Source organism: Microvirga arabica (assembly GCF_016811235.1).
Lineage (GTDB): Bacteria > Pseudomonadota > Alphaproteobacteria > Rhizobiales > Beijerinckiaceae > Microvirga > Microvirga arabica.
Window position 1 is genome coordinate 1 of record NZ_JAFBID010000089.1, and the last position, 23,647, is coordinate 23,647.

At 60.9% G+C, this 23,647-nt stretch carries 26 protein-coding genes; 11 read left to right on the forward strand and 15 right to left on the reverse strand.

The genetic code is table 11. The features are described 5' to 3' along the window. Position 1: 1 nt before the first annotated feature. Together JQC81_RS34185 and JQC81_RS27525 are read right to left on the reverse strand one after the other, a co-directional pair. Entirely contained in the window at positions 2 to 241 is a 240-nt protein-coding gene (locus JQC81_RS34185; RefSeq protein ID WP_246520700.1) for a NepR family anti-sigma factor, read from the reverse strand. A 188-nt stretch (positions 242 to 429) separates the two neighbouring features. Then, the gene (locus JQC81_RS27525) at positions 430 to 684 is read right to left on the reverse strand and encodes a DUF2934 domain-containing protein (protein ID WP_203274988.1); all 255 of its coding nucleotides are present in this window, start codon (positions 682 to 684) and stop codon (positions 430 to 432) included. A 459-nt stretch (positions 685 to 1,143) separates the two neighbouring features. On the opposite strand from JQC81_RS27525, the gene JQC81_RS27530 reads away from it, so the two are divergent. Both JQC81_RS27530 and JQC81_RS27535 read left to right on the forward strand, forming a co-directional pair. Further along, positions 1,144 to 1,500: a cupin domain-containing protein gene (locus tag JQC81_RS27530; protein WP_210347290.1), complete on the forward strand. Its 357-nt coding sequence runs from the start codon at positions 1,144 to 1,146 to the stop codon at positions 1,498 to 1,500. Positions 1,501 to 1,725: 225 nt separating this feature from the next. Next, on the forward strand, positions 1,726 to 2,358 hold the full coding sequence (locus tag JQC81_RS27535) for a tyrosine-type recombinase/integrase (RefSeq protein ID WP_203274990.1): 633 nt from the start codon (positions 1,726 to 1,728) through the stop codon (positions 2,356 to 2,358). A gap of 307 nt (positions 2,359 to 2,665) precedes the next feature. Here JQC81_RS27535 and JQC81_RS27540 read toward each other — a convergent pair whose 3' ends face one another. Next, positions 2,666 to 4,189, reverse strand: a complete 1,524-nt coding sequence (locus tag JQC81_RS27540; RefSeq protein WP_203274991.1) for an aldehyde dehydrogenase — start codon at positions 4,187 to 4,189, stop codon at positions 2,666 to 2,668. A gap of 24 nt (positions 4,190 to 4,213) precedes the next feature. Beyond that, positions 4,214 to 4,894: a GntR family transcriptional regulator gene (locus JQC81_RS27545; RefSeq protein WP_312887595.1), complete on the reverse strand. Its 681-nt coding sequence runs from the start codon at positions 4,892 to 4,894 to the stop codon at positions 4,214 to 4,216. Between the two features lie 153 nt (positions 4,895 to 5,047). Here JQC81_RS27545 and JQC81_RS27550 point away from each other — a divergent pair, with 153 nt between their 5' ends. From JQC81_RS27550 to JQC81_RS27585, 8 genes are all read left to right on the forward strand, one after another. Further along, positions 5,048 to 6,283, forward strand: a complete 1,236-nt coding sequence (locus tag JQC81_RS27550; protein ID WP_203274992.1) for an ABC transporter substrate-binding protein — start codon at positions 5,048 to 5,050, stop codon at positions 6,281 to 6,283. A 17-nt stretch (positions 6,284 to 6,300) separates the two neighbouring features. Beyond that, positions 6,301 to 7,161, forward strand: coding sequence for a branched-chain amino acid ABC transporter permease (locus JQC81_RS27555; RefSeq protein ID WP_203274993.1), 861 nt, complete (start codon positions 6,301 to 6,303; stop codon positions 7,159 to 7,161). Beyond that, entirely contained in the window at positions 7,161 to 8,141 is a 981-nt protein-coding gene (locus JQC81_RS27560) for a branched-chain amino acid ABC transporter permease (protein WP_203274994.1), read from the forward strand. The genes JQC81_RS27555 and JQC81_RS27560 overlap by 1 nt, the downstream gene beginning before the upstream one ends. Further along, positions 8,134 to 8,877, forward strand: coding sequence for an ABC transporter ATP-binding protein (locus JQC81_RS27565; protein ID WP_203274995.1), 744 nt, complete (start codon positions 8,134 to 8,136; stop codon positions 8,875 to 8,877). Before JQC81_RS27560 ends, JQC81_RS27565 begins: the two co-directional genes overlap by 8 nt. Next, positions 8,870 to 9,586 (forward strand): ABC transporter ATP-binding protein, encoded by a 717-nt coding sequence (locus tag JQC81_RS27570; RefSeq protein WP_312887596.1) that lies wholly within the window; start codon positions 8,870 to 8,872, stop codon positions 9,584 to 9,586. Before JQC81_RS27565 ends, JQC81_RS27570 begins: the two co-directional genes overlap by 8 nt. Next, on the forward strand, positions 9,586 to 10,377 hold the full coding sequence (locus JQC81_RS27575; RefSeq protein WP_203274997.1) for an alpha/beta fold hydrolase: 792 nt from the start codon (positions 9,586 to 9,588) through the stop codon (positions 10,375 to 10,377). The genes JQC81_RS27570 and JQC81_RS27575 overlap by 1 nt, the downstream gene beginning before the upstream one ends. 110 nt (positions 10,378 to 10,487) lie before the next feature. After that, positions 10,488 to 11,282 (forward strand): alpha/beta fold hydrolase, encoded by a 795-nt coding sequence (locus JQC81_RS27580; protein ID WP_210347291.1) that lies wholly within the window; start codon positions 10,488 to 10,490, stop codon positions 11,280 to 11,282. Positions 11,283 to 11,987: 705 nt separating this feature from the next. Next, positions 11,988 to 12,386 (forward strand): TY-Chap domain-containing protein, encoded by a 399-nt coding sequence (locus JQC81_RS27585; protein WP_152568676.1) that lies wholly within the window; start codon positions 11,988 to 11,990, stop codon positions 12,384 to 12,386. 11 nt (positions 12,387 to 12,397) lie between these two features. Here the strand turns inward: JQC81_RS27585 and soxA are convergent, their stop codons facing one another. The 8 genes from soxA to JQC81_RS27625 are packed head-to-tail and all read right to left on the reverse strand — an operon-like array spanning position 12,398 to position 18,679. Then, positions 12,398 to 13,192 (reverse strand): sulfur oxidation c-type cytochrome SoxA, encoded by a 795-nt coding sequence (gene soxA, locus JQC81_RS27590; protein ID WP_203274999.1) that lies wholly within the window; start codon positions 13,190 to 13,192, stop codon positions 12,398 to 12,400. Further along, positions 13,189 to 13,509, reverse strand: coding sequence for a thiosulfate oxidation carrier complex protein SoxZ (gene soxZ, locus JQC81_RS27595; protein ID WP_036345953.1), 321 nt, complete (start codon positions 13,507 to 13,509; stop codon positions 13,189 to 13,191). The genes soxA and soxZ overlap by 4 nt, the downstream gene beginning before the upstream one ends. A 2-nt stretch (positions 13,510 to 13,511) precedes the next feature. Then, positions 13,512 to 13,979 carry a SoxY-related AACIE arm protein gene (locus tag JQC81_RS27600; protein ID WP_036345955.1) on the reverse strand — a complete coding sequence of 156 codons (468 nt, stop codon included), beginning with the start codon at positions 13,977 to 13,979 and terminating at the stop codon, positions 13,512 to 13,514. Next, positions 13,976 to 14,410: a sulfur oxidation c-type cytochrome SoxX gene (soxX, locus tag JQC81_RS27605; protein WP_036345957.1), complete on the reverse strand. Its 435-nt coding sequence runs from the start codon at positions 14,408 to 14,410 to the stop codon at positions 13,976 to 13,978. The genes JQC81_RS27600 and soxX overlap by 4 nt, the downstream gene beginning before the upstream one ends. Positions 14,411 to 14,423: 13 nt before the next feature. Further along, positions 14,424 to 15,692 carry an NAD(P)/FAD-dependent oxidoreductase gene (locus JQC81_RS27610; RefSeq protein ID WP_203275000.1) on the reverse strand — a complete coding sequence of 423 codons (1,269 nt, stop codon included), beginning with the start codon at positions 15,690 to 15,692 and terminating at the stop codon, positions 14,424 to 14,426. Between the two features lie 9 nt (positions 15,693 to 15,701). Then, positions 15,702 to 15,971, reverse strand: a complete 270-nt coding sequence (locus tag JQC81_RS27615; RefSeq protein WP_246520702.1) for a c-type cytochrome — start codon at positions 15,969 to 15,971, stop codon at positions 15,702 to 15,704. A 55-nt stretch (positions 15,972 to 16,026) separates the two neighbouring features. After that, positions 16,027 to 18,201 (reverse strand): xanthine dehydrogenase family protein molybdopterin-binding subunit, encoded by a 2,175-nt coding sequence (locus JQC81_RS27620; protein WP_203275001.1) that lies wholly within the window; start codon positions 18,199 to 18,201, stop codon positions 16,027 to 16,029. A 19-nt stretch (positions 18,202 to 18,220) separates the two neighbouring features. Then, positions 18,221 to 18,679: a (2Fe-2S)-binding protein gene (locus JQC81_RS27625; RefSeq protein ID WP_036345969.1), complete on the reverse strand. Its 459-nt coding sequence runs from the start codon at positions 18,677 to 18,679 to the stop codon at positions 18,221 to 18,223. A 387-nt stretch (positions 18,680 to 19,066) separates the two neighbouring features. Between JQC81_RS27625 and JQC81_RS27630 the strand changes: the two genes are divergently transcribed. Continuing rightward, complete coding sequence (locus JQC81_RS27630; RefSeq protein ID WP_203275002.1) at positions 19,067 to 19,486, forward strand: c-type cytochrome; 420 nt, start codon at positions 19,067 to 19,069, stop codon at positions 19,484 to 19,486. A 13-nt stretch (positions 19,487 to 19,499) separates the two neighbouring features. On the opposite strand, the gene JQC81_RS27635 is transcribed toward JQC81_RS27630, so the two are convergent. The 3 genes from JQC81_RS27635 to JQC81_RS27645 form a co-directional block, all read right to left on the reverse strand. Continuing rightward, positions 19,500 to 21,098 (reverse strand): FAD-dependent monooxygenase, encoded by a 1,599-nt coding sequence (locus JQC81_RS27635; protein WP_203275003.1) that lies wholly within the window; start codon positions 21,096 to 21,098, stop codon positions 19,500 to 19,502. Positions 21,099 to 21,100: 2 nt separating this feature from the next. After that, a complete protein-coding gene (locus tag JQC81_RS27640; protein WP_203275004.1) occupies positions 21,101 to 22,129 on the reverse strand; it encodes an amidohydrolase family protein in 1,029 nt (342 codons plus the stop codon). Between the two features lie 116 nt (positions 22,130 to 22,245). Beyond that, positions 22,246 to 23,220, reverse strand: a complete 975-nt coding sequence (locus JQC81_RS27645) for a Bug family tripartite tricarboxylate transporter substrate binding protein (protein WP_203275005.1) — start codon at positions 23,218 to 23,220, stop codon at positions 22,246 to 22,248. Positions 23,221 to 23,647 lie beyond the last annotated feature (427 nt).

Consider the following 23,647-nt stretch of genomic DNA (forward strand, 5'->3'; position numbering starts at 1 on the left):
CTCACTCGCCATCTTGGCCGCCCTGTTTCCCGTCCAGTTGCGCGAGGAGCTGAACGAAGCGGTCGGGCACCGGCTCGTTCATCAGGTGCGAGTAGAAGGCCTGGAGTTGCTCACCCAGGAAGGTCGCCACATGAGGCGGCAGGGTCGGCTCCGGACCGGGATCACCGGTGACGTTCAGGAGGTCCTCAAGCACGTCTGGCTCTTCCAGCGCAGTGCTGTTGGTGAGGTTGTTTGTGGTCACGCTCGCTTCTCCAGACGCAGCCAGGCTGCCCTCCGCCTTGTGGCGTGCGAAGGACGTTCTGGCTTTACGTCACCGGAGGCATCCTGCCATTAACCTGTGATAGTCGTATGTGGAGGCGCAGGACAGGCTGAGGCATGCCCTGCCACCTCAGGAGGATACGGTCAGGCTTTCCTAAGGTGTCCGAACGGCTATTCCGCAAACCGCTCGTCAGGGATTTCGCCAGAGGCAGCAGAGCTGGCTTCAGCCGCAGCGGCCGGGGGAGCATCTTCCACCGTCGCATCCGAGCGTTCCTGACCCTGATCATCAAGCTCCCGCTGCGCCCTGAACCAGTGGTCCTCAGGATTGCCGGTGCGGCCTTCCCTCTCCCAGATCTCGTAGGCGCGTTGGCGGATCTTCTCATCCTGGCTTGTGGCGATGGCTGCGGCAGACAGCGTGTCAGACATGATTGTCTCCCTATGCCTCGACTAGGAGATCAATGATCAAGCCGGGAAGAGGTTCATGCGAACGTCAGGGACAAGCATGGCCTGCCGGCGCTCTCGGTAGCGGCCTCAATGACTGTTCGCGCCTGGAGGATCTGGCGACGCACCGGCAATCCAGAGTCAGCTCAGGGTTAGGTGGCGTCATTTCCCTGCATTTCGGGGAAGTCCGGTGTTCTTTCGTTAAGCGGACGTTCCTTGTGCCTCAGCTCGGTGCCACCCGCCCCTTTCCTGGTTCACAGATCTCAATCCTACGCGATACTGTCTCCGCACCAAGCCCTGATCTCCGGAGTAGATCCTGAGAGGGTGGCAAAGACCAGAGGCTCGACGTTGGCAAAAATCGATGTGATGGCTGCGGCCCGAAGTTAGGGGCCCGACTACCCGGCACCATACGATGTGCCCTGCCGCGACCGGGTTCGGCGGGCCTTGGGTGATGCTGCCGGGCTAACCCAGTTCGGGGTCAACCTGCTGCACTTGCCACCCAAGGCGTGGTCGTCGCAGCGACACTGGCATTCGGCCGAGGACGAGTTCGTGTGGGTCCTGGAAGGCGAGGTCGTTCTCGTCACCGACCACCGGGAGGAGATCCTGCGTGCCGGGGACTGCGCCGGCTTCAAGGCTGGGGATCCGAACGGTCACCACCTGCAAAACCGCTCCGGCCAGCCGGCCCTGATCCTGGAGGTAGGCTCACGCCGTCTCGATGAGGATGTCGCCGAGTATCCGGACATCGATCTGCGCTACAGCACGGCGGCCGGAGACATGCACAGGGATGGGACGCCTAACTGACCTGTCGATCGGCACCGGGATGCCACTTACCGTGTCGTTAGCGGACCTTCGTCCCACTTCTGCCTCGTGCCATGAGCAGGAGATCGCCGCGAAATAATGAACGTCTGGCCTATCTCGGTAAGCTGTCGGAGGCTTCAGAAGAAATGTCAGCCTGGGTTTCCTGTTGTCATAAACGGCCAAGGTTCATTGCGGGGGGGGGGGGGGCTTCGTTTCAGGAGCACTGCAATGCAAGACGGTACCGCTGACCATCCCTGCCGAACCGCCACACCATGGAATCGTGGCAAGCTGATTGGACCTAAGCCGCCTCTGAAAGCCAAAGAGCTCTGGTCCAATCGGGTCAGGCTCCAGGTTGCCCATCGCGTCCGGGACTTGGCGCTGTTCAACTTGGCTCTCGATAGCAAGCTGCGAGCCTGTGACCTGGTCGCGCTCCGCGTCGATGACGTGGCTCTCAATGGGCGGGTGCGATCCCGAGCGACCATCATGCAGCGGAAGACGGGCCGGCCTGTTCAGTTCGAGACCACCGAGCAGACCCGGGAGGCTGTGGCACGCTGGTTGGAGAAGAAGGATTTGCACAAGGGCCAGCCGCTGTTCCCGAGCAGAGTCAATCGGCGAAAGTCGATGACGACGCGCCAGTACGCCCGTCTGCTGACATCCTGGCTTCGCGCCATTGGGCTCGACCCCTCAGCCTACGGCACCCATTCCCTGCGGCGGACCAAAGCGTCGATGATCTACCGAAGAACAGGCAATCTCCGAGCCGTCCAGCTTCTGCTCGGCCACACTAAGATCGAAAGCACTGTTCGGTATCTTGGAATCGACGTTGGCGATGCTCTTCTGATTGCAGAACAGGTCGAAATCTAAACGCAGAGGCGGCCCGTCGATGAGCCGCCTCAGACCTCACCGAAGATCACAGATGCAACACCCGAACTTGAGGCTTAAGCGGCCACGGGACAAACGACCGACGCGTGCCAGGACCAGATCTTCGCTGCCAAGTGAGCTCAGATGCACGCACATCTGCTGGCGAAACCACCATTAAGCAATTCATGGGTACAAGGGCTTAGCAGACTTGAGTTGAAGGTGAGGGACTGCCCCTGACTCAGCCTCAAACAACACCTCCTGTGGCCCCTCAGCTAACTGAGGGGCCACGTTTGCATCGATGCCTGACCGTCTAGTTCAACCGCGGCTGGTTGGCAGTGCCCTGATACCAATCGAAGCGGCGGTCTTCCGTAGAGACCATAACCGACTTCACATTGAAGTGGTCGTTAAAGCTCTCCTCGCCGAACTCGCGCCCGATGCCGCTGTCCTCTACGCCTCCCCAGGGTGATGCCGGATCGAGACGGTGGTGATCGTTGATCCAGACGATGCCAGCCTTCACCCTATCGGCAAGGCGGTGTGCGCGATGGACATCGCGCGTGCGGATCGCGGCCGCCAAACCATACGGGCTATCGTTGGCGATCCGTAGGGCCTCAGCTTCATCTTCGAAGGGAATGACGACGGTGAAGGGCCCGAACACCTCCTCCTGGGCAATCCGCATCCCTGGCGTCACATCAGCGAACACGGTGGGCTCCACGAAGAAGCCGCCCTCATGGCCGGCAACGTTGCCCGGCTTGCCGCCTGCAACAAGCCGTGCACCTTCATCCAGCCCAGCCTTGACGAAGCTTAGGACGCGATCACGCTGCTTGGCCGAGATGACCGGACCGAGCTGGGTCGCGGTGTCGAAGGGGTCGCCGAGCTTGATCGCTTGAGTTTTTGCGGCCAAGCGCTCCACGAACTCGTCGTAGATCTTGCGATGGACGATATGGCGGGCTGCGCAAACGCAAGTCTGCCCCGCGCCGACAAACGCGCCAAACGCAGCGTAATTCACAGCCTGCTCAATATCGTAGTCATCGAAAACCATCACTGGAGTCTTGCCACCAAGCTCCAGCGTCTGATGAGCAAACACTTTCGCCGCGGCGGAGCCGGCAATGCGTCCGGCCTCGGTGCCACCGGTGAGGACGAGCTTGTTGATGTCGGGGTGCTCCGCCAGGAAACGGCCTGCATTCGGACCCATCCCGTTAACAATGTTGAATACGCCGGGTGGCAGACCGGCGTCGGTGAAGATCTGCGCCAGCCGCAATGTGGTCAGTGGCGTGTACTCGGATGGCTTCACGACCGTGGTGCAACCCGATGCCAGAACGGCGGCGAGCGACTTGCATAGGATCATGAGCGGGTGGTTAAACGGCGTACAGTTGGCGACGACGCCAATCGGCGTGCGGCGCGTATAGTTGAGATAAGGCCCTTCAACAGGAATGACGGAATCGCGCCTGCTCATGGCAAGACCGGCGAAGTAGCGGAAGAAGTCGGGCAGGCGGGACAACTGCGCACGGGTCTCGTTGACAGGACGGCCGTTGTTCTGGGTCTCAAGCTTGTACAGCTCGGGTAAGGCCGCCTCGAAAGCGTCGGCGATGCGATTGACCAAGCGGACTCGGGCGCGGAGATCCATTCCGCCCCATTCCTTGCTCTCAAATGCGACCCGCGCGCTCTTCATGGCGCGGTCAATGTCGGCACGGGTGCTCTCGGGAACGGTGGCGATAACGGCGCCGGTGGCTGGATTGCGGACCTCAATGACCTCGCCGTTTTCGCCTTCGACCTCGCGACCGTCGATGAAGTTGCCGTGGGCTTTCACGCTGAGATCCTTCTGGGGAATGTTCATGGGGTTTCCTCTTGTGGGTTAGGCTTAAAGAACGACCGCGTGACGAGACAGGGCGGCAACCACTCGGTCCTCCGCCTGTGCTACGTGATCTCGAAGGAGTTTTGCGGCAAGCCGACCGTTTCGAGCCTGCAGGGCCTCAATGATGGCGATATGTTCATGGACAAGCTTGTCCGGATCACGGCCCTGCACTGAGCCCACGCTCATGAGAACGAGGCGGTCCGCTTGCTCGATCAACTCGCAGACTGCAGACGCCATGCGCGGAAAGGGAGAGGTCTTGGCGACCGCGCAGTGGAACTCGCGGTTATACCGGATGAAATCCTCCGGTGTGCCTCCGAAGGTCCGATATGCATCGAGCTTTGCCAGCGTTTCGGACGACGCGCTTTTTGCTCCATCGCTGGCGCAGGCTGGTTCGAGAACGCCGCGAAAGCGGAAAATGTCACGTGCGTCAGCCAGCGAAACTGGATTAACGCGGTAGCCCTGGCGCGGCACGACCGTGACGAGGCGCTCTCTTTCCAGCCGCAGCAGCGCTTCGCGTACGGGCTGTTTGCTCACTTCGAATCGGGCCGCCAGCTCCTGCTCCCGCAGTTCATCTCCGGGTGCGAGCCGGCAGGCCAGGATCTCTCCCCGAAGGCGGGAATACACAGAGTCCCGCAGCAGTCCAGGAGCACCCTGATACACGGTTTCTATCTCAGCTAAGTCGCTCACGGCTGATCTCAATCACCAATTTCCACTGCTCACATATCCCAATCGGGAAGGTAGTACGATGATAAATTTTGCCTATTGACTAGAATTTGCGAGTGGCGTGAAATATCACGAATTAGAAAGTTGCCGTCAAGAGCAGTTCACAAGGAGGAAACCATGTCGCACAAAACAGCCTACTCATGCCTGGCACTGATCGCCGCCAGCCTACTGTCGACCAGCGCCTTCAGCCAGCCGGAGCCCATCCGAATCGGCTTCATGACCGTGCGGTCCGGCGCACTCGCCGCCGGCGGCAAGCAGATGGAGGAAGGCCTCAATTACTGCCTGCAGGAGCGGGGCGGACAGATGGCTGGCCGCAAGGTCGAGCTGATCACCGTCGACACCGGCGGCCAGCCGGCCACCACGCGTACCCGCGCCCAGGAGCTCGTGGAGCGCAGCAAGGTCCACGCCATCATCGGCCCGCTCGCAGCCTTCGAAGCCTTGGCGATTGACGACTACATCAAGCAGGTGGGCGTGCCGGTCGTCTCCCCGTCCGCCGCGGCGGAAGACATGACCCAGCGCAAGCCGAACCCTTGGTTCGTTCGCGCGGTGGGCACCTCGGCCCAAGCCAACCATGCCCTGGGCGAGTACGCCGCGAAGGAGATGAAGCTCAAGCGCGTCGCGACAATCGGTGACGACTTCGCCTTCGGCCATGAAACGACGGCAGGCTTCCAGCGCACATTCGAGGAGAACGGCGGAAAGGTCGTCAAAAAGCTCTGGCCTCCGCTGAACGTTGCCGATTATGGCAGCTTCATCAGCCAGCTTCCAACGGATGTAGACGCGATCTTTGCGTCCTTTGCAGGCGGCAATGGCCTGCGCTTCCTGCAGCAATATGCCGAATATGGATCGCCGGTGAAGGTCATCGCTCACATGACCACTGTGGATGAGGGCATCCTCAAGTCTATGAGCCAAGAGGCGGTCGGGGTCATCTCCTCAGGCTGGTACAGTGCTACGCAGGATGCTCCCGGCAACAAGGAGTTCGCTGAGGGCATGCGGAAGGCCTATGGGGCCGATCCTGGCTATTACTCAGTTGGCGCCTACACGGCCTGCGCATTCGTCGATGCGGCGGCCAAAGCGGTCGAGGGCAAAGTAGAGGACAAGGACGCCTTCATGAAGGCGCTCCGGTCGGTCAAGCTCGACAAGGGTCCGCTTGGCAAGGTCAGCCTCGACGAATTCGGCAATCCCATCATGGACGTGACGATCCGGAAAACGGAGATGAAGGACAGCCGGCTCCAGAACGTGGTGATCAAGACCTATCCCGCCGTGACGCAGTTCTGGACCTACGACCAGAAGGAGTTCCTGGCCAATCCAGTCTACACCCGGGATTACCCGCCGGCTAAGAACCTCGGCAACTAAGCTCAGGAGCTGGAAAAATGGCGTTCTGGGCCAGTCAGAGTCTGAACTCCCTCGCCCTCGGCGGCCTGCTGTTCATGCTGGCCGCCGGCTTCAGCCTCATCTTCGGGCTGATGCGGGTTGCGAACCTCGCCCACGGGGCGCTTTTCATGCTAGGCGCCTATGTGGGGCTCGCAAGCGTGCAAGCGGGGCTGAACTTTTGGCTGGCCGCCCTCTTGGCTGCGCTGGCGGTCGGCGTCGTGGGAGGTCTCATCGAGAGATTTCTCCTGCGCCGCCTGCAGGGCCGAACGCTGCCGCAGGTTCTGCTCACCCTTGGGCTGGCCTTCATCATCGCCGATGCCTGCCTGATGGTCTGGGGCGGTGACCCCATGCGGCTGCCGCCGCCCGAGGAGTTGCGCGGCGCCGTCCGCCTTGGTGACCTAGCCTTCCCGCGCTATCGCCTATTCGTCATGGGCGCCTCCTGCGCCATTGGCATCGGGCTCTGGCTCCTGATTGAGCGGACCCGGATCGGTGCCATGATCCGGGCAGCCGTGGACGACATGCAGATGGCGCGCGCCATTGGCATCTCGGCTTCGGCCCTGTTCAGCGCGGTGTTCTGCCTCGGCGCCGCTCTGGCCGGCCTCGGCGGCGTGCTTGGCGGGCCGATCCTGTCGGTCTACCCCGGCCTCGACGCCGACATGCTGCCCCTGGCCTTGCTGGTGGTAATCCTTGGCGGCGCCGGAAGTCTGCTGGGCGCCTTCATCGGAGCCTATCTGATCGGCTTCGTCTACACCTTCGGTCAGGCGCTCGTGCCCGATCTCGCTTACGTCATTCTGTTCCTGCCCATGGTCGCCGTGCTCGCCATCGCTCCGAATGGGCTTTTCGGAAGAAGACTCAGCTGATGCGCCGCTTCATTCCTTTCATGATCGCACTCGGGCTCGTGGCATTGCTGCCTCTCGTCTCTCCGTCCGATTTCTACATCAACCTCGCCAGCCAGGCCGCGATAGCCGCCTTGATGGCGTTGGGCCTCAACATTCTCGTCGGCTATGCCGGTCTCACGTCCCTCGGGCACGCGGCCTTTCCGGGCATTGCCGCATATTTGGTTGCCTGGCTGTCGACACGTGGCGGCCTTGGTCCAGGACCTGCTGCGGTTCTCGCGGTGGCGGGAACGTTTCTTGTCGCCGGCCTCTTCGGGTTGCTTGCCCTTCGGGCAACTGGTCTTGGCTTCGTGATGATAACGATGGCGCTTTGCCAGATTGTCTGGGGCGGAGCCTATCGCTGGACATCGCTGACGGGTGGTGACAACGGCCTGTCAGGTGTGCCACGTCCCTTCGGCGACATGCTTACCCCGACGACGTTTCTGTGGCTCTGCTTGATCGTTCTCGCCGTCGCGATCATCCAGATTGGACGCTTTGCGGAGAGCCCCCTCGGAGTTGCGCTCCGTGGTACCCGGGATCAGCCCCGGCGCATGAGCGCGCTCGGCTATGATGTGTGGCGGATCCGCTTCGTTGCCTGGCTCGTTGCCGCCTCTTGGGGCGCTGTGGCCGGCTTGCTCTACGCCTGGTACCACCAGTTCGTGAGCCCGCACATGCTTGCGGTGACCGCGTCGGCGGAGGTTCTCCTGATGGTGGTCGCAGGCGGCGCAGGCACACTGGCGGGCCCGCTGCTCGGTGCGGCTCTTGTCGTGCTGCTCAAGAACCTCGCATCGATCTGGATCGATCGGTGGGTCATGCTGCTCGGCGCGACCTTCGTGTTCATCGTCCTCATAATGCCCGATGGGCTAGCTCCGGGATTGATGCACCTGCGCGAACGCTTCCGCAAGCGTATGGCATCCCCGACTATTGCGCCCCCTCTCGCCGGTCAGGAGCGGATCGATGGCTGAACAGGCTCTTGAAGTCGCCAACCTTTCGAAGATCTTTGGCGGTCTGCCCGCGGTGAACGGAATCTCCCTGAGCATCGCGCCTGGAGAGCGCCACCTCCTCCTCGGCCCGAATGGTGCCGGCAAAACGACCTTCTTCAATCTCCTGTGTGGGGACCTCAAACCGACGCAGGGAAGTGTCCGCCTCTTCGGGGAGGAGATCATTGGCCTGCCGCCGCAGAAGCGGGCGGCCAAGGGACTCGGCCGAACCTACCAGATCCTGACCCTGTTCCCGCAGGAGACGATCCGGCGCAATGTCATGATTGCTCTCAACGGCTTGCGCCCGGGGAAATGGGGTTTCTGGAGCGCCCTCGACAACAATGAAGACTTGGCCGCAGAGGCCGATGCTCTCCTGGAGCGCGTCGGCATGAGCGACATTGCCGGCCGGGTGGTTTCTCAAACTTCGTACGGGGATCGGCGCCGGCTGGAGATCGCGCTAGCCCTTGCTCTATCGCCTCGCGTCCTCCTTCTCGACGAACCCCTCGCTGGCCTCTCCCGCGAGGAGCGTGTGACCGTCCAGCGCCTGCTGGATACCCTGCCCCGGGAAACGACCATCCTTCTGATTGAGCATGACATGGACGTCGCGCTCGCATTCGCCGAGCGCGTGACGCTGCTTCACCATGGAACGCTCGTTGCAACCGGCAGCAGAGCCGAAATCGCAGCAGACCCACGCACACGGGAGATCTATCTTGGTGCCTGACGCGCTCTTTCTCTCGAACCTGCATGTGTATCACGGCGACACCTGCGCGGTCCGTGATGTCGACCTTCATTGTATGGAAGGCACGGTCACGGCTCTCTTGGGACGTAACGGAGCCGGAAAGACAACAACCTTGTCCGCCATTGCCGGACTGCTCGCCCCGAAGCGTGGAGCGATCCGCTTTTTTGGAAAGCCCATCGAGCGGCTTGGACCCGAAGCCATCTGCCGCCTCGGCATCGGCCTGGTCCCACAGGGGCGGCGCATCTTCCCGACTCTCACAGTCGCTGAGCATCTGGAGATTGCCGCCCGGGCGCCACGGCACGAGGCGCGCCGTGTCTGGGATCGCAATGCCGTCGAGGAAGTGTTTCCACGCCTGCGCGAGCGACGCCGCCAGCTGGCAGGCTCCCTCTCGGGCGGTGAGCAGCAGATGCTCGCGATTGCCCGCGCGCTTGTCACCAACCCGAGGATCCTTCTGCTCGACGAACCGGCGGAAGGGCTTGCACCGCAGATCGTGTCAGAGGTGGCCGATGCTATCCGCGCCCTGAAAGCCAACGGCCTCTCGATCCTGCTGGTCGAGCACAACATTCCGCTCGCGCTCAGCCTGGCTGACGAGTGCGTGGTGCTATCATCCGGCGAGGTTGTCTGGCGCGGCTGCGCCCCCGATCTTGCCGCTTCCCCCGATCTGCTCAATCAACATCTTGGAGTCCATTAATGAATGTTGTTTCCACAAACCGAGGGCGTGTCGCTGCTCAGATCAGCGGTCAGGGACAAAGCCTCGTTCTTCTGCATTCGCTTCTCGCGGATCGCACCAGTTTTGATGCTGTCGTTCCACAGCTTGCAAAAACCTTCCGCGTGGTTGCGCTCGATCTGCCGGGCTTCGGGTCATCGGATGCCATCGACGGTGATCTGAACGCGTGGGGCAGCCACTTGGCCGAAGCCGCTCGAGCCCTCTGCCCCAACGAGCACCCGGTTCTGGTCGGCAATGGGTTCGGCTCGTTCCTTGCCTTGGCAATCAGCATCACTGAGCCAAAGCTTGCGTCTCACATCATTCTGGCAGGCTGCGGCGCAGCCTTCAGTGATCAAGGCCGGGAGGCGTTCCGGATCATGGCGCGCAAAACCGAAGAGGCGGGGCTTGAGGCAATTGCCGATATTGCCATGCGACGGCTTTATCCACCGGCCATGGCCGCAGAGAACCCAGATGCGGTTGCCATCCGCAGGGAACGCTTCCTGATGACAGATTCAAACGTGTTCCGGCAGGCGTGCGGGATGCTGGCTGGTCTCGATCTCCGGGATCAGGTGAAAGCAGTGTCTGTTCCGGTTCTCGCCTCGGTCGGAGAGTGGGACGAAGCAACCCCTCCCGCAATGGCTCAGGAACTCGCCGGCCTTGTGCCGAATGGCCGCTTCGAGCTGGTTTCCAAATGCGCGCATGTTCCCCCACTGCAGGCGCCGGAGAAGTTTTGCGATATGATCCAGGAGTTCACGGCAGAGAAGGCTGCGGCTTGAAGGACTTTCATGGCCGGAGCCCGCACCTTGGAGCAATCGCCATCCTGATCAGTCAGGATTGGCGGTTCACCCCATTTGTTGCAGCCACTACGATGTAAAAGGCGAGAATGATGCCCCTGGCGCAGATCGGACAGTACGAGATCAATTACGTGGATCAGGGCGAAGGGATCCCAGTCGTAATGATCCATGGCCTTGCCGGCGATCTCAGCGCATGGCTGCCCCAGGTCAATGCTCTCCGTAGCAATTACCGGGTCATTGCTTTCGACAACCGTGGCGCAGGACGCAGCAGTCAGATCGACGAGCCGATCAGTACGACCGATCTCGCCCATGATACGATTGCCCTGCTGGAGCACCTCGGCGTCAGCAACGCCCATGTTGTCGGCCGGTCCATGGGAGGAGCGATAGCGCAGATCATCGCTCTGGAGCGCCCCGACCTCGTCCGCTCCCTGGTCCTTTGCGCCTCCTTCGCCAAGCTGGATCCTCTCGGCCACCGTGTGCTCACCAACATGCGCGAGGTGCTGGAATGGCGTAACAGCTGGCGCGACCATGCGCACCATTCAATTCAGAACTTCGTGGGTTTCGAATTCTTCAATCGTGAGCGCGACCAGATCGCCCGCATCGAGAGCCTAATCGGAGGCGAGACACGGCTTCCCGCCTGCTATATCCGGCAGAACTGGGCCTGCCTTGAGCACGACACGCTTAACCGCCTCGGAGAGATCGAATGTCCGTCCCTGATCATGGGCGGCACACAGGATCCGATCTGCTCGCCAACCTGTACAGAATGGCTCTCGTCAGGAATTCGCAATTCGGAGACTGTCATGTTTGAGGGCTGCAGCCATTTTTTCCTGATGGAGCGTCCCGAGAAATTTATGGCTGAGTTGTCCAGTTGGCTAGCTAAGCATTGACCGAGGCTCCCTTCACTAATCGTTCTGGGCCAACTAACTGTCCATGGCTTCGAAAGTCTTCCTTGGGCCATTCTCTGGCAGCCCCGCAGGAACGTCAGCTGCCCCTACCTTGAAACTCTGCATCTTGCGCTCACGTCACACCACCTGATGCGTACCCTTGGCTCGGTTGTTCCTCCTTAAGCCTTAATAGTGGCCAGACGACAGACGCAAAGTCCGTCGATCTGCTGACAGGAACATAGATAGAACCGTCACCGAAGGCCTAAATGTCTTCTCAGGGTCAAACTGAGTAGTAGCGCATTTCTGTCGAAAGGTCCGCTCATCCCAGGTAGGCGGAAGTACGGCTAAGGTCAGCGCCGTACCAAGAGCGGCCATTCACTTCGTTTGAATTTCGGCTGCAACTGATATGCTCAATCGTTACTGCCGAGTACCGCAAAATTGACGTTATAATGTCTTTATGAACGAAGGTGAGGAGTCGAAATGGTGACGGGCTTAAGTAAGTCGAGTACCACCTCCCGTCGAATGCAATCGATCTTGAGGAACCGAAGATCCTAGGCTCTGTTGGTTGGTATCGCCCACTTGGGGAGGAGCCCGATGATCTGCTGGCAAAGGAATCTTCAGGTTGCAACCTTCATGCTGTTCGTCTCTGCCCCCGTTTCGGGAGCAGCGGTTGCTCAGCAGGCTGAAGAAACGTCGTGCTCAGGGACGATGACTCAGCAACTGAGGCGCTTCAGCGAGAAGTGCCTGTCCGACCTGGTGGCCTTCGTGGCATCGCAGCCGGATATGACCGCGAAGGTCTACAGTGAGAAGGAAAAGTACTTCGTCTCCGTCATCCGATCCGAGGATGGGCTGCTCGCAGAGGCTGTCAGCAAGTTCAATTACCCTCTCATGAAGGAGGATGCCCCCGAAGTGCTCAAGCGCCTTGGCTGGACGCCCCCGGAGAACGAGTCCGATAATTGGAACAAGAAGATCTCCAGCGATCAAGTCAGGGCCGGTGCCGCGGCACAGGAACTGAGCCAGGCTCTTGCCGCCTATGGGCTCAAGCAGGGGGAGGCCATCTCCCTGACCGTGGGACCCAAGCTGGGGGATAAGCCTACGAACGGCTAGCCCGCGCCCCTTCAGGGCCGAACGGCTGGTGTTTCCAAGGGCATGCCCCTGGCGCGGGTCATCAGGAACAGTTCAAGATCGACATATTCCTGCGAGCCGTAGGGGTATGGCTCAGCCCGCACACCCACCATGCAGTTTCGCAGCCGCCGCTGCAAGGAGCCCATGCTCTGCCATTCCAGGCGATAGAGAGGGTAACCTGTCGGATGGGACTGAGGGATGACGCTGCTGGCAAGCTTCCTGCCCCAGTTGCCATCGTGACAATTGGCGCAGGAGAAGTTCAGTTGACCCTGCCGCTGCTCATAAAGCTCCTGCCCCCGCGCACGGAACGGTTCGAGGCGCTTGTCCTCACCCGTCGTAATCGGCATGCCTCGCGACTGCTTTCCAAGGAAAGCCGAGAGCGCGAGGAGCTCCCGGCTTTCGAGCGGAAAAGGTGTCGCGTCCTGATTGGTCTTGCGGCAGACATTGATGCGGCTTTGGAGATCAATCGGTCGTCCGCTCTCGGCAAAAAAGACAGGGTAGCGCGCGGCAACGCCTTTCATGCTCACTGCCGCATCTCCATGGCACCCGGCGCACGAGCGCCCGGTCGCACCAGCCTTCGCGTTCCAGAGCGCCTCGCCCTCGGCAACCCACAGCATGCCTGGGTTCGAGAAGTCGTCCTGCTGGGTCGCCTGCGATTCCGGGCTCATGAACTCGAACCCGGACTTTCGCTCCGGCAGCGGCGATTCAGCAAGGGCAAGAGGGATGGCAAGGCTCAGTGCGCCCCCGAACCAGGCGGCCTGCGCAAAGCCTTTCAGCACCCTGTTCATTCGACCGCGATCTCTGCTGTCTCGAGATGCGCCTGCCCCCGGTCGTCGATCCATCGGAACGCGATGCGTCCGCTCTCCATGGCGATGGTGGTGAAGGAGAAAAACGGGTTGGCGGCTATGGCCGGGAATAGATCCGCGCTGAAGATTTCCTCGCCGTTATATGTGCAGATGAAACGATTGATGATGTCGCGCGGCACGAGCGCTCCGTCGGGCCCGGTTCGATATCCCGTCTCCATCGGATGCGACATGAGGGCTTTGATCTCGATGATGTCGCCACGCTTGGCCTTGGCGGGAACATTGATGAGTGCGCGTGCCATGTTCAACTCTCCACGCAGGCCGGCAAAGTGACGATGAGCTCGGCCTTGTCGGACCAGAACGTGCCGTCGCTCAGCTGAGCAATTGCGACGATGTTTTGGGAGTCCCCCAAGCGGATGCGGGTGGAAACGAGGGCCCGTCCGGCCCGTGGGTTCAAATAGAAGAGCGCTACGTTCGGCTGCGGATTGCGTTCATTGAAGACAGCGATCCTCTTCACGTGATCCTGTGCGGTCATCGGACTGTCGACCTTCACAGTCAAGGGTACGGAGTTGCCGTTTTCTACGAGTGCGGGAAGCTCGAGGGTTACCCTCCCCTCGCGCACCTCCGCCTCGCCGACGAAGGCCTTGATGGCGTCAGCCATGCTCTCAGGCGTAGCCCGAGCAGGGCGAGCGACGATCAGCGCCAGAGCTCCCGCGCCGGCTGCAAGTATCTCGCGTCTCGACGTCCCAACGGGTCTTGGCTTCCGGCTCATGGCGTCTCCGTTAGCGTTGTGAGGAACGCTACCACGTCCTCGACCTGCTCTGCGCTCAACACGGGCTTATCCTGCCAGTTCCGCCCGACGCGGACGAGACCATCCATGTTGTAGTAGGGCGGCATGATTGTCGCAGGATTCAGCCGCCTGCTGTCGACGATCTTAAGTCTCAGCTGACCTTCCGACCAGCGGGTTCCGGCCCCTGTCAGGTCGGGGGCGAGGTTTCCTTGAAAGCGCTGCTCCGGAAACGGGCCGGCATGACACAGCAAACAAAGGCCTTTCTGACGATCCACGACGATGGCACGACCGCGGGCAGGATCCCCCCTGACGCCTGTCAGCGACTCCGGGATGGCGTCACCAACGACCTCGTACGGGCGCAGGGCCTCGGCCATGACCTGCCTGGGATAGATGGCGAGGAGGGCCAGAGCCATCGCAGAGAGCGCATCAGCCGTAGACTTCACTGGTGGTGGTCTGGAACCATGCTTCGGCATAGACAGCTTCCTGAGCCCTGAAGGAAGGCGGTGCGTTCACAGGGCTGGTGCCGCCAGCCCCCTCCACGTCGGTCAGCACCCCATTGCGCGGACTGTACACGCCGGCGACGGAAATCCCGTAATCGGGCGCCACGAGGCTGTAGCAGGTGTTGATGAGCTTTGGCTCGGTCGGACCCTCGCCTCGGAGAAGGCTCGCGATTGCCGCAGCGCAGACCTTGCCCTGGGCGTTAGCGGAGAAAGCCGACTTCGGCATGCCGCCCGCAATCGAGGCATCGCCGATTACGTGAATATTCGGCTGAAGGCGCGACTCGAAGGTCACGGGATCAATGGGACACCATCCGCTCCGATCCGCAACGCCGGCTACCTGTGCGATCCGGCCGGCCCGCTGCGGCGGGATGACGTTAACGACGTCGCCGGTATGCCGTCCGAAGTCGGTGACCAGCGTCTTGGTCTTCGCATCGACTTCGATGACCTTGCCACCAGTCGACAGGGACACCCACTCGATCATGTCGGGATAGAAATCCTGCCACGCAGCCTGGAACAGGCGCTGTTTGGAGAAGCTGTCCTTTGCATCCAGGATGAGGAGCTTGGAACGCGGCTTGTGCGTCTTAAGGTAATGCGCGATCAGGCTCGCGCGCTCGTACGGCCCCGGCGGGCAGCGAAACGGATTGCCGGGAGCCGCCATGACAAAGGTACCACCGTCATCCATGGCTTCGAGCTGGCGCCGCAGAAGGAGCGTCTGCTCTCCAGCCTTCCACGCGTGCGGCATGATTGCGGCTGCCGCCTCGTCGTAGCCGGGCAAGGCATCGAACCTGATGTCCACTCCCGGAGAGAGAACGAGACGGTCGTAATCCAGCGACGAGCCATCCTCCAGTGCGACGCGCCGCGTTTGCGGATCGACGCCGGTCGCCATTTTCTGGGCGATGTCAACTCCGCCCTTCTCGACAGCATCGAGCTTGAACTGTTGCGCCTCAATGGGACGCAGGCCGGCAAGCACCGCGTTGCTGAACGGGCACGCGGTATAGATAGCGCTCGCCTCGACGAGGGTTACAGCCAGTCCCCTCCGCTTCAGTTCCCTGGCGCACGTGGCCCCTCCGAAGCCGCCTCCGACAACGACGACCTTTGGCGGGGTCTGGGCAGCCGTCCGGCGGGAGAATGTAGCGGCGGCTGCTCCAATGGCTGCCGTTTTCAGAATCGTCCTTCGGGTCAGGGCTTGAGACATGCCGACCTCTCAGGGTTGCTGACTGAGCCAGGATGCAATGGCGCGGGTTTCCTCGTCCGTGAAGCCCTTGGCGATGCGATCCATGACAGTCGCCGGACGCTGGCCCGTCCGGAAGTCCTGCATGGCAGCAACGATTTCCTCCGAGGGGCGGCCGTGAAGAGGAGCAATAGCCGCACCGGGAGCGACTGGGCCATGACAGCCGGAGCAGGCTGTGGCGCCGGGGGGCGCCACGCCTTGAGCCGCTGCCGGCACTGCTTCGGCCATCATGGTGACCGCCATCGACATCATGCTTCCCAGCGTGAGAGCAGATGCCAGACGCCTCCTGCCCATGGCCTCAAGCCCTGCGCAGGTCGGCTTTCGTCAATGGGCCGGAGCGAATGCGTTTGCCGGTTGCAGCGAAGATCGCATTCAGCACCGCCGGCGCCGCCACGAAGATCGTCGGCTCGCCGACGCCGCCCCAGAAATCTCCCGACGGCATTACGATGGATTCGACCTCAGGCATCTCGTCCATGCGCATCATCTGGTAGGAGTCGAAGTTCTCCTGCTCCACCTTGCCGTCCTTCAGAGTGATCTCGCCGTAAAGCAGGGCGGTCAGGCCGTAGGCGAAGGAGCCTTCGATCTGGGCTGCGATCTGCTGAGGATTCACGGCATGGCCGCAATCCGTCGCCGCCACGATACGATGGATTTTCAGCACCCCGTTGTCGCCGACCGAGACCTCCGCACAGGCTGCAACGTAGCTGCCATAGCCCATGTGCTGGGCAAGTCCGCGGTAGACGCCCTGCGGCGCCGGCGTGCCCCAGCCTCCCTTCTCAGCCACCGCATTGAGCACGGCGAGGTGCTTGGGATGGTTGACGAGCAGCTTGCGCCGGAACTCCAGCGGATCCTTGCTGGCAGCATGCGCCAGTTCATCCATGAAGCACTCGAGGTACAGAGCATTCTGGTTGTTGTTCACGCCGCGCCAGAAGCCTGGCGGGATCGGCGGATTTCGCATGGCGTGATCGACGAGCAGGTTCGGAATCGTGTAGCCGAGCACACCCTCCGTCCCTGTCGGATTCAAACCCTGGAACGTGGCTGGGTCCCGTCCGTTCTGGAGGCCCTGGGGATTGACGCCCGCCAGGATGGACTGGCCCGAGATGCGCATGTGCAGTCCGGTCAGATTCCCGTCCGCATCGAGAGCTCCGACCATCTTGGCCTGTGTGATGGGGTGATAATGCCCGTGCAGCATGTCTTCTTCACGGGACCAGATCAGCTTCACGGGGGTGCCGGGCATCTCCTTGGCGATCAGGACCGCCTGACGGACGTAATCGTGGCTTGTGGCGCGCCGGCCGAAGCCGCCGCCGAGATTCTGGCGGTAGACGTCGCATTTCTCGATCGGCAGGCCCGAGGCCGTCACGGCTGTAGCGAGAGCAGCCTCGGCATTCTGAGTTGCCGTCCAGACCTCGCACCTCTCATTGGTCCACAGAGCCGTGGCGTTCATCGGCTCCATGGTGGCATGATGCTGGTATGGGAAACCGTATTCGGCTTCCACCTTCTTGGCTGCACCCGCGATGGCGGCTTTGACATCACCGGCCTGGTTGCCGACGAAAGCCTGCTCCGCCTTCAACCCCTCCTTGAGCATCTGATCGATGCTCTCGCTGGAGAGGGCGGCATTCGGCCCACCGTCCCATTCGATGGGAAGGGCGTCGAGGGCCGTCTTGGCGCGCCACCACGTGTCGGCCACGACCGCGACGGCATTGTCGCCGACGGCAACGACCTTCTTGACTCCGGGCATGCCTTGGACCTGTGCGGCATCGAAGCTCTTGAGCTTTCCGCCGAACACCGGGCAGGCCTTGATGGCAGCATTGAGCATCCCCGGACGCTTCACGTCGATGCTGTAGATCTGCGAGCCGTTGAGCTTTTCGGCCGTATCGAGCCGCTTGAGGGGTTTACCGGCAATCGTCCAGTCCTTGGGATCCTTGAGCTGGACGTCCTTCGGAGCCTCGAGCTTCGACGCCGCCTCGGCAACCTTGCCATAGGTGATCGTGCGGCCTGAGGAAGAGTGAGTGATGACGCCTTTCGCCACTGTGCACTCGCCGGCCGGCACTCCCCACCCGTTGGCGGCGGCCTGGATCAGCATCTGCCGGGCGGCGGCACCTCCCTTGCGCATGTAATCATGCGAGTCCCGAACGCCCCGGCTTCCGGCAGTTTGGAAATTGCCCCAAACGCGGCTGCGTGCAACGTTCTGGCCTGGAGTTGGATACTCGGTCGTGACCTTCGACCAGTCGCATTCGAGCTCTTCAGCAACGAGCTGGGCGAGGCCGGTGAGAGTGCCCTGCCCCATCTCGACGCGACCGATCCGCACCACCACCGTTTCATCCGGCCTTACCATCACCCAGGCATTGATCTCCGGGGTGGTTTGCGCAAGCGCCTCCCCGGTCAAGGGAACATTGAAGCCCAGCGCCAGCCCTCCGGCCGCAGCAGCGGAACCGACGAGAAATGAGCGGCGAGACACATCGAGTGCAGCAGTCATTGGTTCCTCCCGATCCCGATCAGCCGCGGTTCTCTGAGGCAGCGAGCTTAATGGCCGCCTTGATGCGGTTGTAGGTTCCGCATCGACAGATATTCGTCATCTCGGCCACGATGTCCTCGTCGGAGGGGCTGGGATTGGCCTGAAGGAGCGCCGCGGCGGCCATGATCTGACCTGTCTGGCAATAGCCGCATTGCGGAACATCAAGTTCGAGCCAGGCCTTCTGCAACGGGTGCGATGTGTCCGGAGACAAACCTTCGATCGTCACGATCTTCTGTTCGGGCGTGACCGCCGATACCGGGAGACTGCAGGAACGTGTGGCAACGCCGTCTACATGGACGGTGCAGGCGCCGCACTGCGCAACGCCGCAGCCATACTTCGTGCCGGTCAGTCCGACCTGCTCGCGGATCACCCACAACAGAGGCGTGTCTGGTTCAGCATCGACTTGGTGAACCGTTCCATTGATCGTCAGGCTGACCATCTCGTTCCTCCCAATTTTTGATTATGGGCGCGTCGTCACGCAATAACTAAACTATGAGTCTTAGAACGCTTCGAATTCCAGTCAATCATTCGTGACCAAAAGGAAGATCGCTTCGACGTTCCTTCATTTCACCTCACTATCCAGCGACTTTGCCTTCGCCTTGATACAGCAAGATGTCATTATCGATTTTTTCGGTGTGATCTGAAAACAGGAATGAAATTATTGATGCATCGCACACGTCTATTGTGCGATGCATCAATCCATGTAGTGCGAAGTGATCGCAGCTATCCGGAAGTAGCATCGCTGCTCATACCCGCAGAGCTTATGGAACCGCATTGCCGCTCTCCTGTTGTGCTTTGAACCGCGGTACCACTTACAGGCTCTCCCATGCGCGTTGCTGTTCTCATATCGGTCACGCTGGCATTCAGCCCGACGATGGTTCAGGCGCAGGATGTAGCAGCCGGCGAGAGAGTGTTTTCGCAATGCCGCGCCTGCCATCAGGTTGGCCCCACGGCGAAGAACGCGGTTGGCCCGGTGCTCAATGGCTTGTTCGGACGGAAGGCCGGGACGGTGGAAGGCTACAACTACTCACCGGCGAACAAAAACTCCGGCATCACTTGGGATGAGGCGATATTCTCCGATTACATCAAGGACCCGCGGGCCAAAATTCCTGGGACCAAGATGGTCTATGCCGGCCTCAAGGACGAGCAGAGGATCGAGGACTTGATCGCTTACCTCAAGCAGTTCGATGCCTCAGGCCAGAAGGCTGCGTCTACCCAGAGTGGGATCACGGTTGCAGGTCAATAGGCTGTGTTTTCCGCTACCCTGCAACAATAGTCCGCCTCAGAATCTCTGCTCCGTCAGCGTTGCTGTCGCTGGAAGCCCAGGCGACGAACTGATCAGGGCGGATGAGGATCAATCTTGCCCGATATCGCTCGCGCCCGGCATCGCAGGTATCCCTGATGATCTTGAGGGGCAGGCGCAATTGTTTGGCGGCTTCTTCGAAGGATTGCAGGGTCCTTTCATCGACGTCCAGGCCCAGGAGCGAAAAGCCCTGACCGAGATCCTCATAGATGTTGCGACCTGACGAGAGAAGCAAAGGCGCGAGATGATGTCCCGCGCGTGCTTCGAAACGATGTGAACCGAGAGCGCTGCAGCCGCTTCCAGGGCTTCCCCACACAATCGAGGAGCCGCGGTAGTTGGGCTCGAAGGCATTGATCTCGGCCTTCGCGCCGGAGCTACGGGCTTCCCATTCACGCTCGAACATGCCCCGGTCACGATCCGGATTGTATGTATCAAGGAAGTGCCTGTCAGCCGCGATTGCCCGCTCGATAAAATCCCGTGCCGTCGTCTCAAAGACCGGCCTTCGCTCCTCGTCGTAGGTATCCAGGAGCCCAGACCCGGCCCACCCCTGCAACACGGCAGGAAGCTTCCAGCCAAGGTTCACGGCATCCTCGAAGCCGGTATTGATGCCATAGCCACCATACGGCGGATGGCTGTGCGCGGCATCACCCGCAATGAAGATACGGCCTTTTCGGTAAGTATCAGCCGTGGCAAACCGCAGGTCCCAGAAGCCGATATGCTCGAACTCCACGTCGAACCCCGCCCCTACGGCGGAATGAAGATACAGCCTGAAATCGAAATTATCCTTGGTCGTTCCAAGGGGGACAGGTGCATGGAAGAACCACGTTGTTCCGAGATCCACACGGCCGAAGAACTTCCAGTATCCCTTCAGCTCAGGATCAAGAACATTGTAGTATGATTTGCCAGGAAAGCGCTCCAGGAGCTGGTGGAGGCCTCCGGAGCGGAACACCAGAAGGACCATCAGCCGGTCGTGGTCCGAGCGGATCTGTGTGATGCCGCTCTGCTCCCTCACCAGGGACCGGCTGCCATCACAGCCTACAAGGTATCGGGCACGCAGAACTCGGCGGTCATCTCCACCCCGCTTCGCGATGACGACATGTACGCCATCAACGTCTTGGTTTACCTCCTCAGCGCTCCACCCGTACAGTGTGCGCACTTCCGGGATCTCGGCGGCACGCTGCCGGAGCACCGCCTCTGTTGCGTATTGCGGCAGCCGTTCGTTATCGGTGAAATAGAACGGCCTTACGAGTTCCCGCTGAAGCCAGTCGTAGGTATAGCCACCAAGAAGAGTCCCATACGCGGTCAAACCTCCAATGCCATATTCACGCGGGATCGTTCTCGCAGCACGCAGGGCCTTCTCCGCACCCCAAAAATAGAAATGCTCCATTGTTCGCTGGGTCAGATTTTGGCCTTTTGGAATGGGTTGCGGAGACGTGTAGCGCTCGACGACAACGCAGTGGATTCCACGTTGCCCAAGTTCAATCGCCAGTCCTATACCGACAGGGCCGCCTCCGACGATGACGACCTCGGTGTCTTCCTGTTTCAAGTCGCTCATTATCAGCTTGAGAAGCTATGCCCGGTGAGCTTTTCCAGATTCCGGAAGTAGATCTTCTCCTTATCCTCTGTGGATAAGTTTAGACCCTCAAGAATCTGGAGGGTTTCACGAATGTAACCGGGTCCCTGCTCGGGATCGAACGGGCAGTCGGATGCAAAGACGACATGATCGATGCCGTAAAACTCGAGCCCGCACATGGTTGCCGCCCTGGAGCCGAACACGGCAGTATCGGCGTAGAAATCTTGCTTGAAGTAGTCCAGCGGACGCTTCTTGAGGCTCTTCAGGAGGGAGAAGTAGTCCTCGTCGGAGGTGCGTTTGCCAAGCTGATCCCACCCTGGTCCGACGCGCCCTTCGAAATAGGGGACCATGGCGCCGAGATGGTGCGCAATGATCTTGAGGTTTGGATACTTGTCGAGCGTCTGCGAGAAGACGAGCCGCGCCATGGCGACACTGGTCTCGTAGGGCCAGCCGAAGGTCCACCAGATCTCGTAGAGCGACTTCTTCTCATCGAGATAGTCCGGATGTTTGGCGCCTCGGGACGGATGCAGCCATATGGGTTTGCGAAGGTCGTTCATGGCCGCGAAGAAAGCTTCGAATTCCGGCCGGTCGAGCGGCTTGCCAGCCACATTGCTGTAGATCTGAGTGCCGATCGCGCCGAGATCGCGGATCGCGCGCTGGGTTTCCGCGACGCCGGCATCCGGCGTTGCAAGAGGCGTCTGGGCAACGAAGGCGGGAAAGCGGTCAGGATATTTGGCGCACAGTTCCGCCAGCCCATCATTGCAGCGCTTGGCAAGTTCGAGCGCCGTATCCGGATTGCCTCCCGAGATGATCTCCAGCGGCGGAGCCGGCAGTGACAGAACCTGCGCATAATCGGGGAACTTGTCCATCACGCGGAAGCGCTCGTCGAGATCGTGGATCGCCGGGATGGCCCGGGCACGGCGAACCATATCTCCCATGTGGCCCGCTACTTCTCCCATCAAATCGTAGTAGCCTTTCGGAAAGAAGTGCGTGAACGCATCGATCCGCTTCATCGAAATCTCCCCATGAAATGCCTTGTGGAATGGAGTTTGGTGTTCTGGCGGTGAGCCAGGACAAAGCTCGCATTAGACCTTGCTGATCGCTTTGCACACGGAACCGGTTTGAGCGCCTATTCCTGGGTGATGCCCGCGTCCTTGACCACTTTCGCCCAGCGGGGCAGGTCCTTCTCGATGAGGGCGGCCAACTGCTGCGGCGAGCCGCCGACCGGCACGAGCCCTTGCTTGGCGAACTGGTCGCGGACATTGGGTGAGGCCAAGATCTCGTTCACGACCTTGTTGTAGCGGTCGATGATGTCCTTCGGCGTGCCCGCCGGAGCGCTCAAGGCATACCAGAGATCAACCTCGAACCCGCTGACCCCCTCTTCCGCCAGGGTCGGCACATCCGGCGCAAGCGTGGAGCGCTTCTCGCTTCCGAGCGCGAGCAGTCGAACTTGGTTCTCAGCCGCCATCGGAAGTACGGTGTGCACCGGGACGAACATTGCGCCCACATGCCCGCCCACCAGATCCTTCACGGCGCCGGCGGAACCCGTGTAGGGGACGTGCCGGAGATCCACCCCAGCCGTGAGCTTGAACAGTTCCATCGCGAGGTGCTGCGGCGTCCCACGTCCGGGCGATGCGTAGGTGACTTGGCCGGGCTTATCCTTGGCGTAGGCGATTAGTTCCCGTGTGCTCTTGACCGGAATCGAGGGATGGACGGCCAGAACAAGCGATCCTGTAGCAAGCTCGACGATTGGCGCGAAGCTCTTCACGGGATCGTAGGGCAGGCTCTTGGAGAGCGCGGCGTTCATCAGGAACGTGTTGACGCTGAGCAGGATCGTATGGCCATCAGGCTCGGTACGAGCCGCCGCGGCCGCACCGATGTTGCCGCTGGCACCTGGCTTGTTGTCGATGATGACCGGCTGGTTCCACCGTTTGCGCAGCTCCTCCCCGACAATACGCGCCAGCACATCAGGCCCGCTGCCTGGAGTGAAGGGGACAATTATGAAAATATTCCTATCGCTCAGTCCCTGAGCCTGTGTAAGGCCAGGTACGGCAGCCGACATCGCCAAGGCAGCGAGCAGGCCGCGGCGCGACAATACCGCCATGGGCTTCCTCCGAATCATTTCTTGCGAGGCTGCGTTGGCGCGCAGTTACCGGCTCATTCCGGCCTCCTCTTGGTAAGAAGAATGGAGTTCTTAAAGCTTTGGACAAGGGAGCAGGATGGAGCCGATGGATGGCGGATGCACCTGCATAATAATTCGGTGTGAGACGGGACTAAGCCGATCCGATACTGAAATGCCACTGTCGCGACTACCAGCAGGCAACCGGCAGCGCCTGTGCGGCTCCCATAGTTGTGCCGAAAGAAGCTTTCCAGAGCTTTACGTCCGGTTTGGGGCACACAATGAAGTCCATTCACTTTTCGGAATGTCTGGTTTCGTGAGGATTGTTGTCTTCGAGCTTAGAGCCTGTTTGAGAATGTCGCACGGGGTCGGATTGGGATAGTCTCGAGTCCACATGAGCCGGATGTGGACC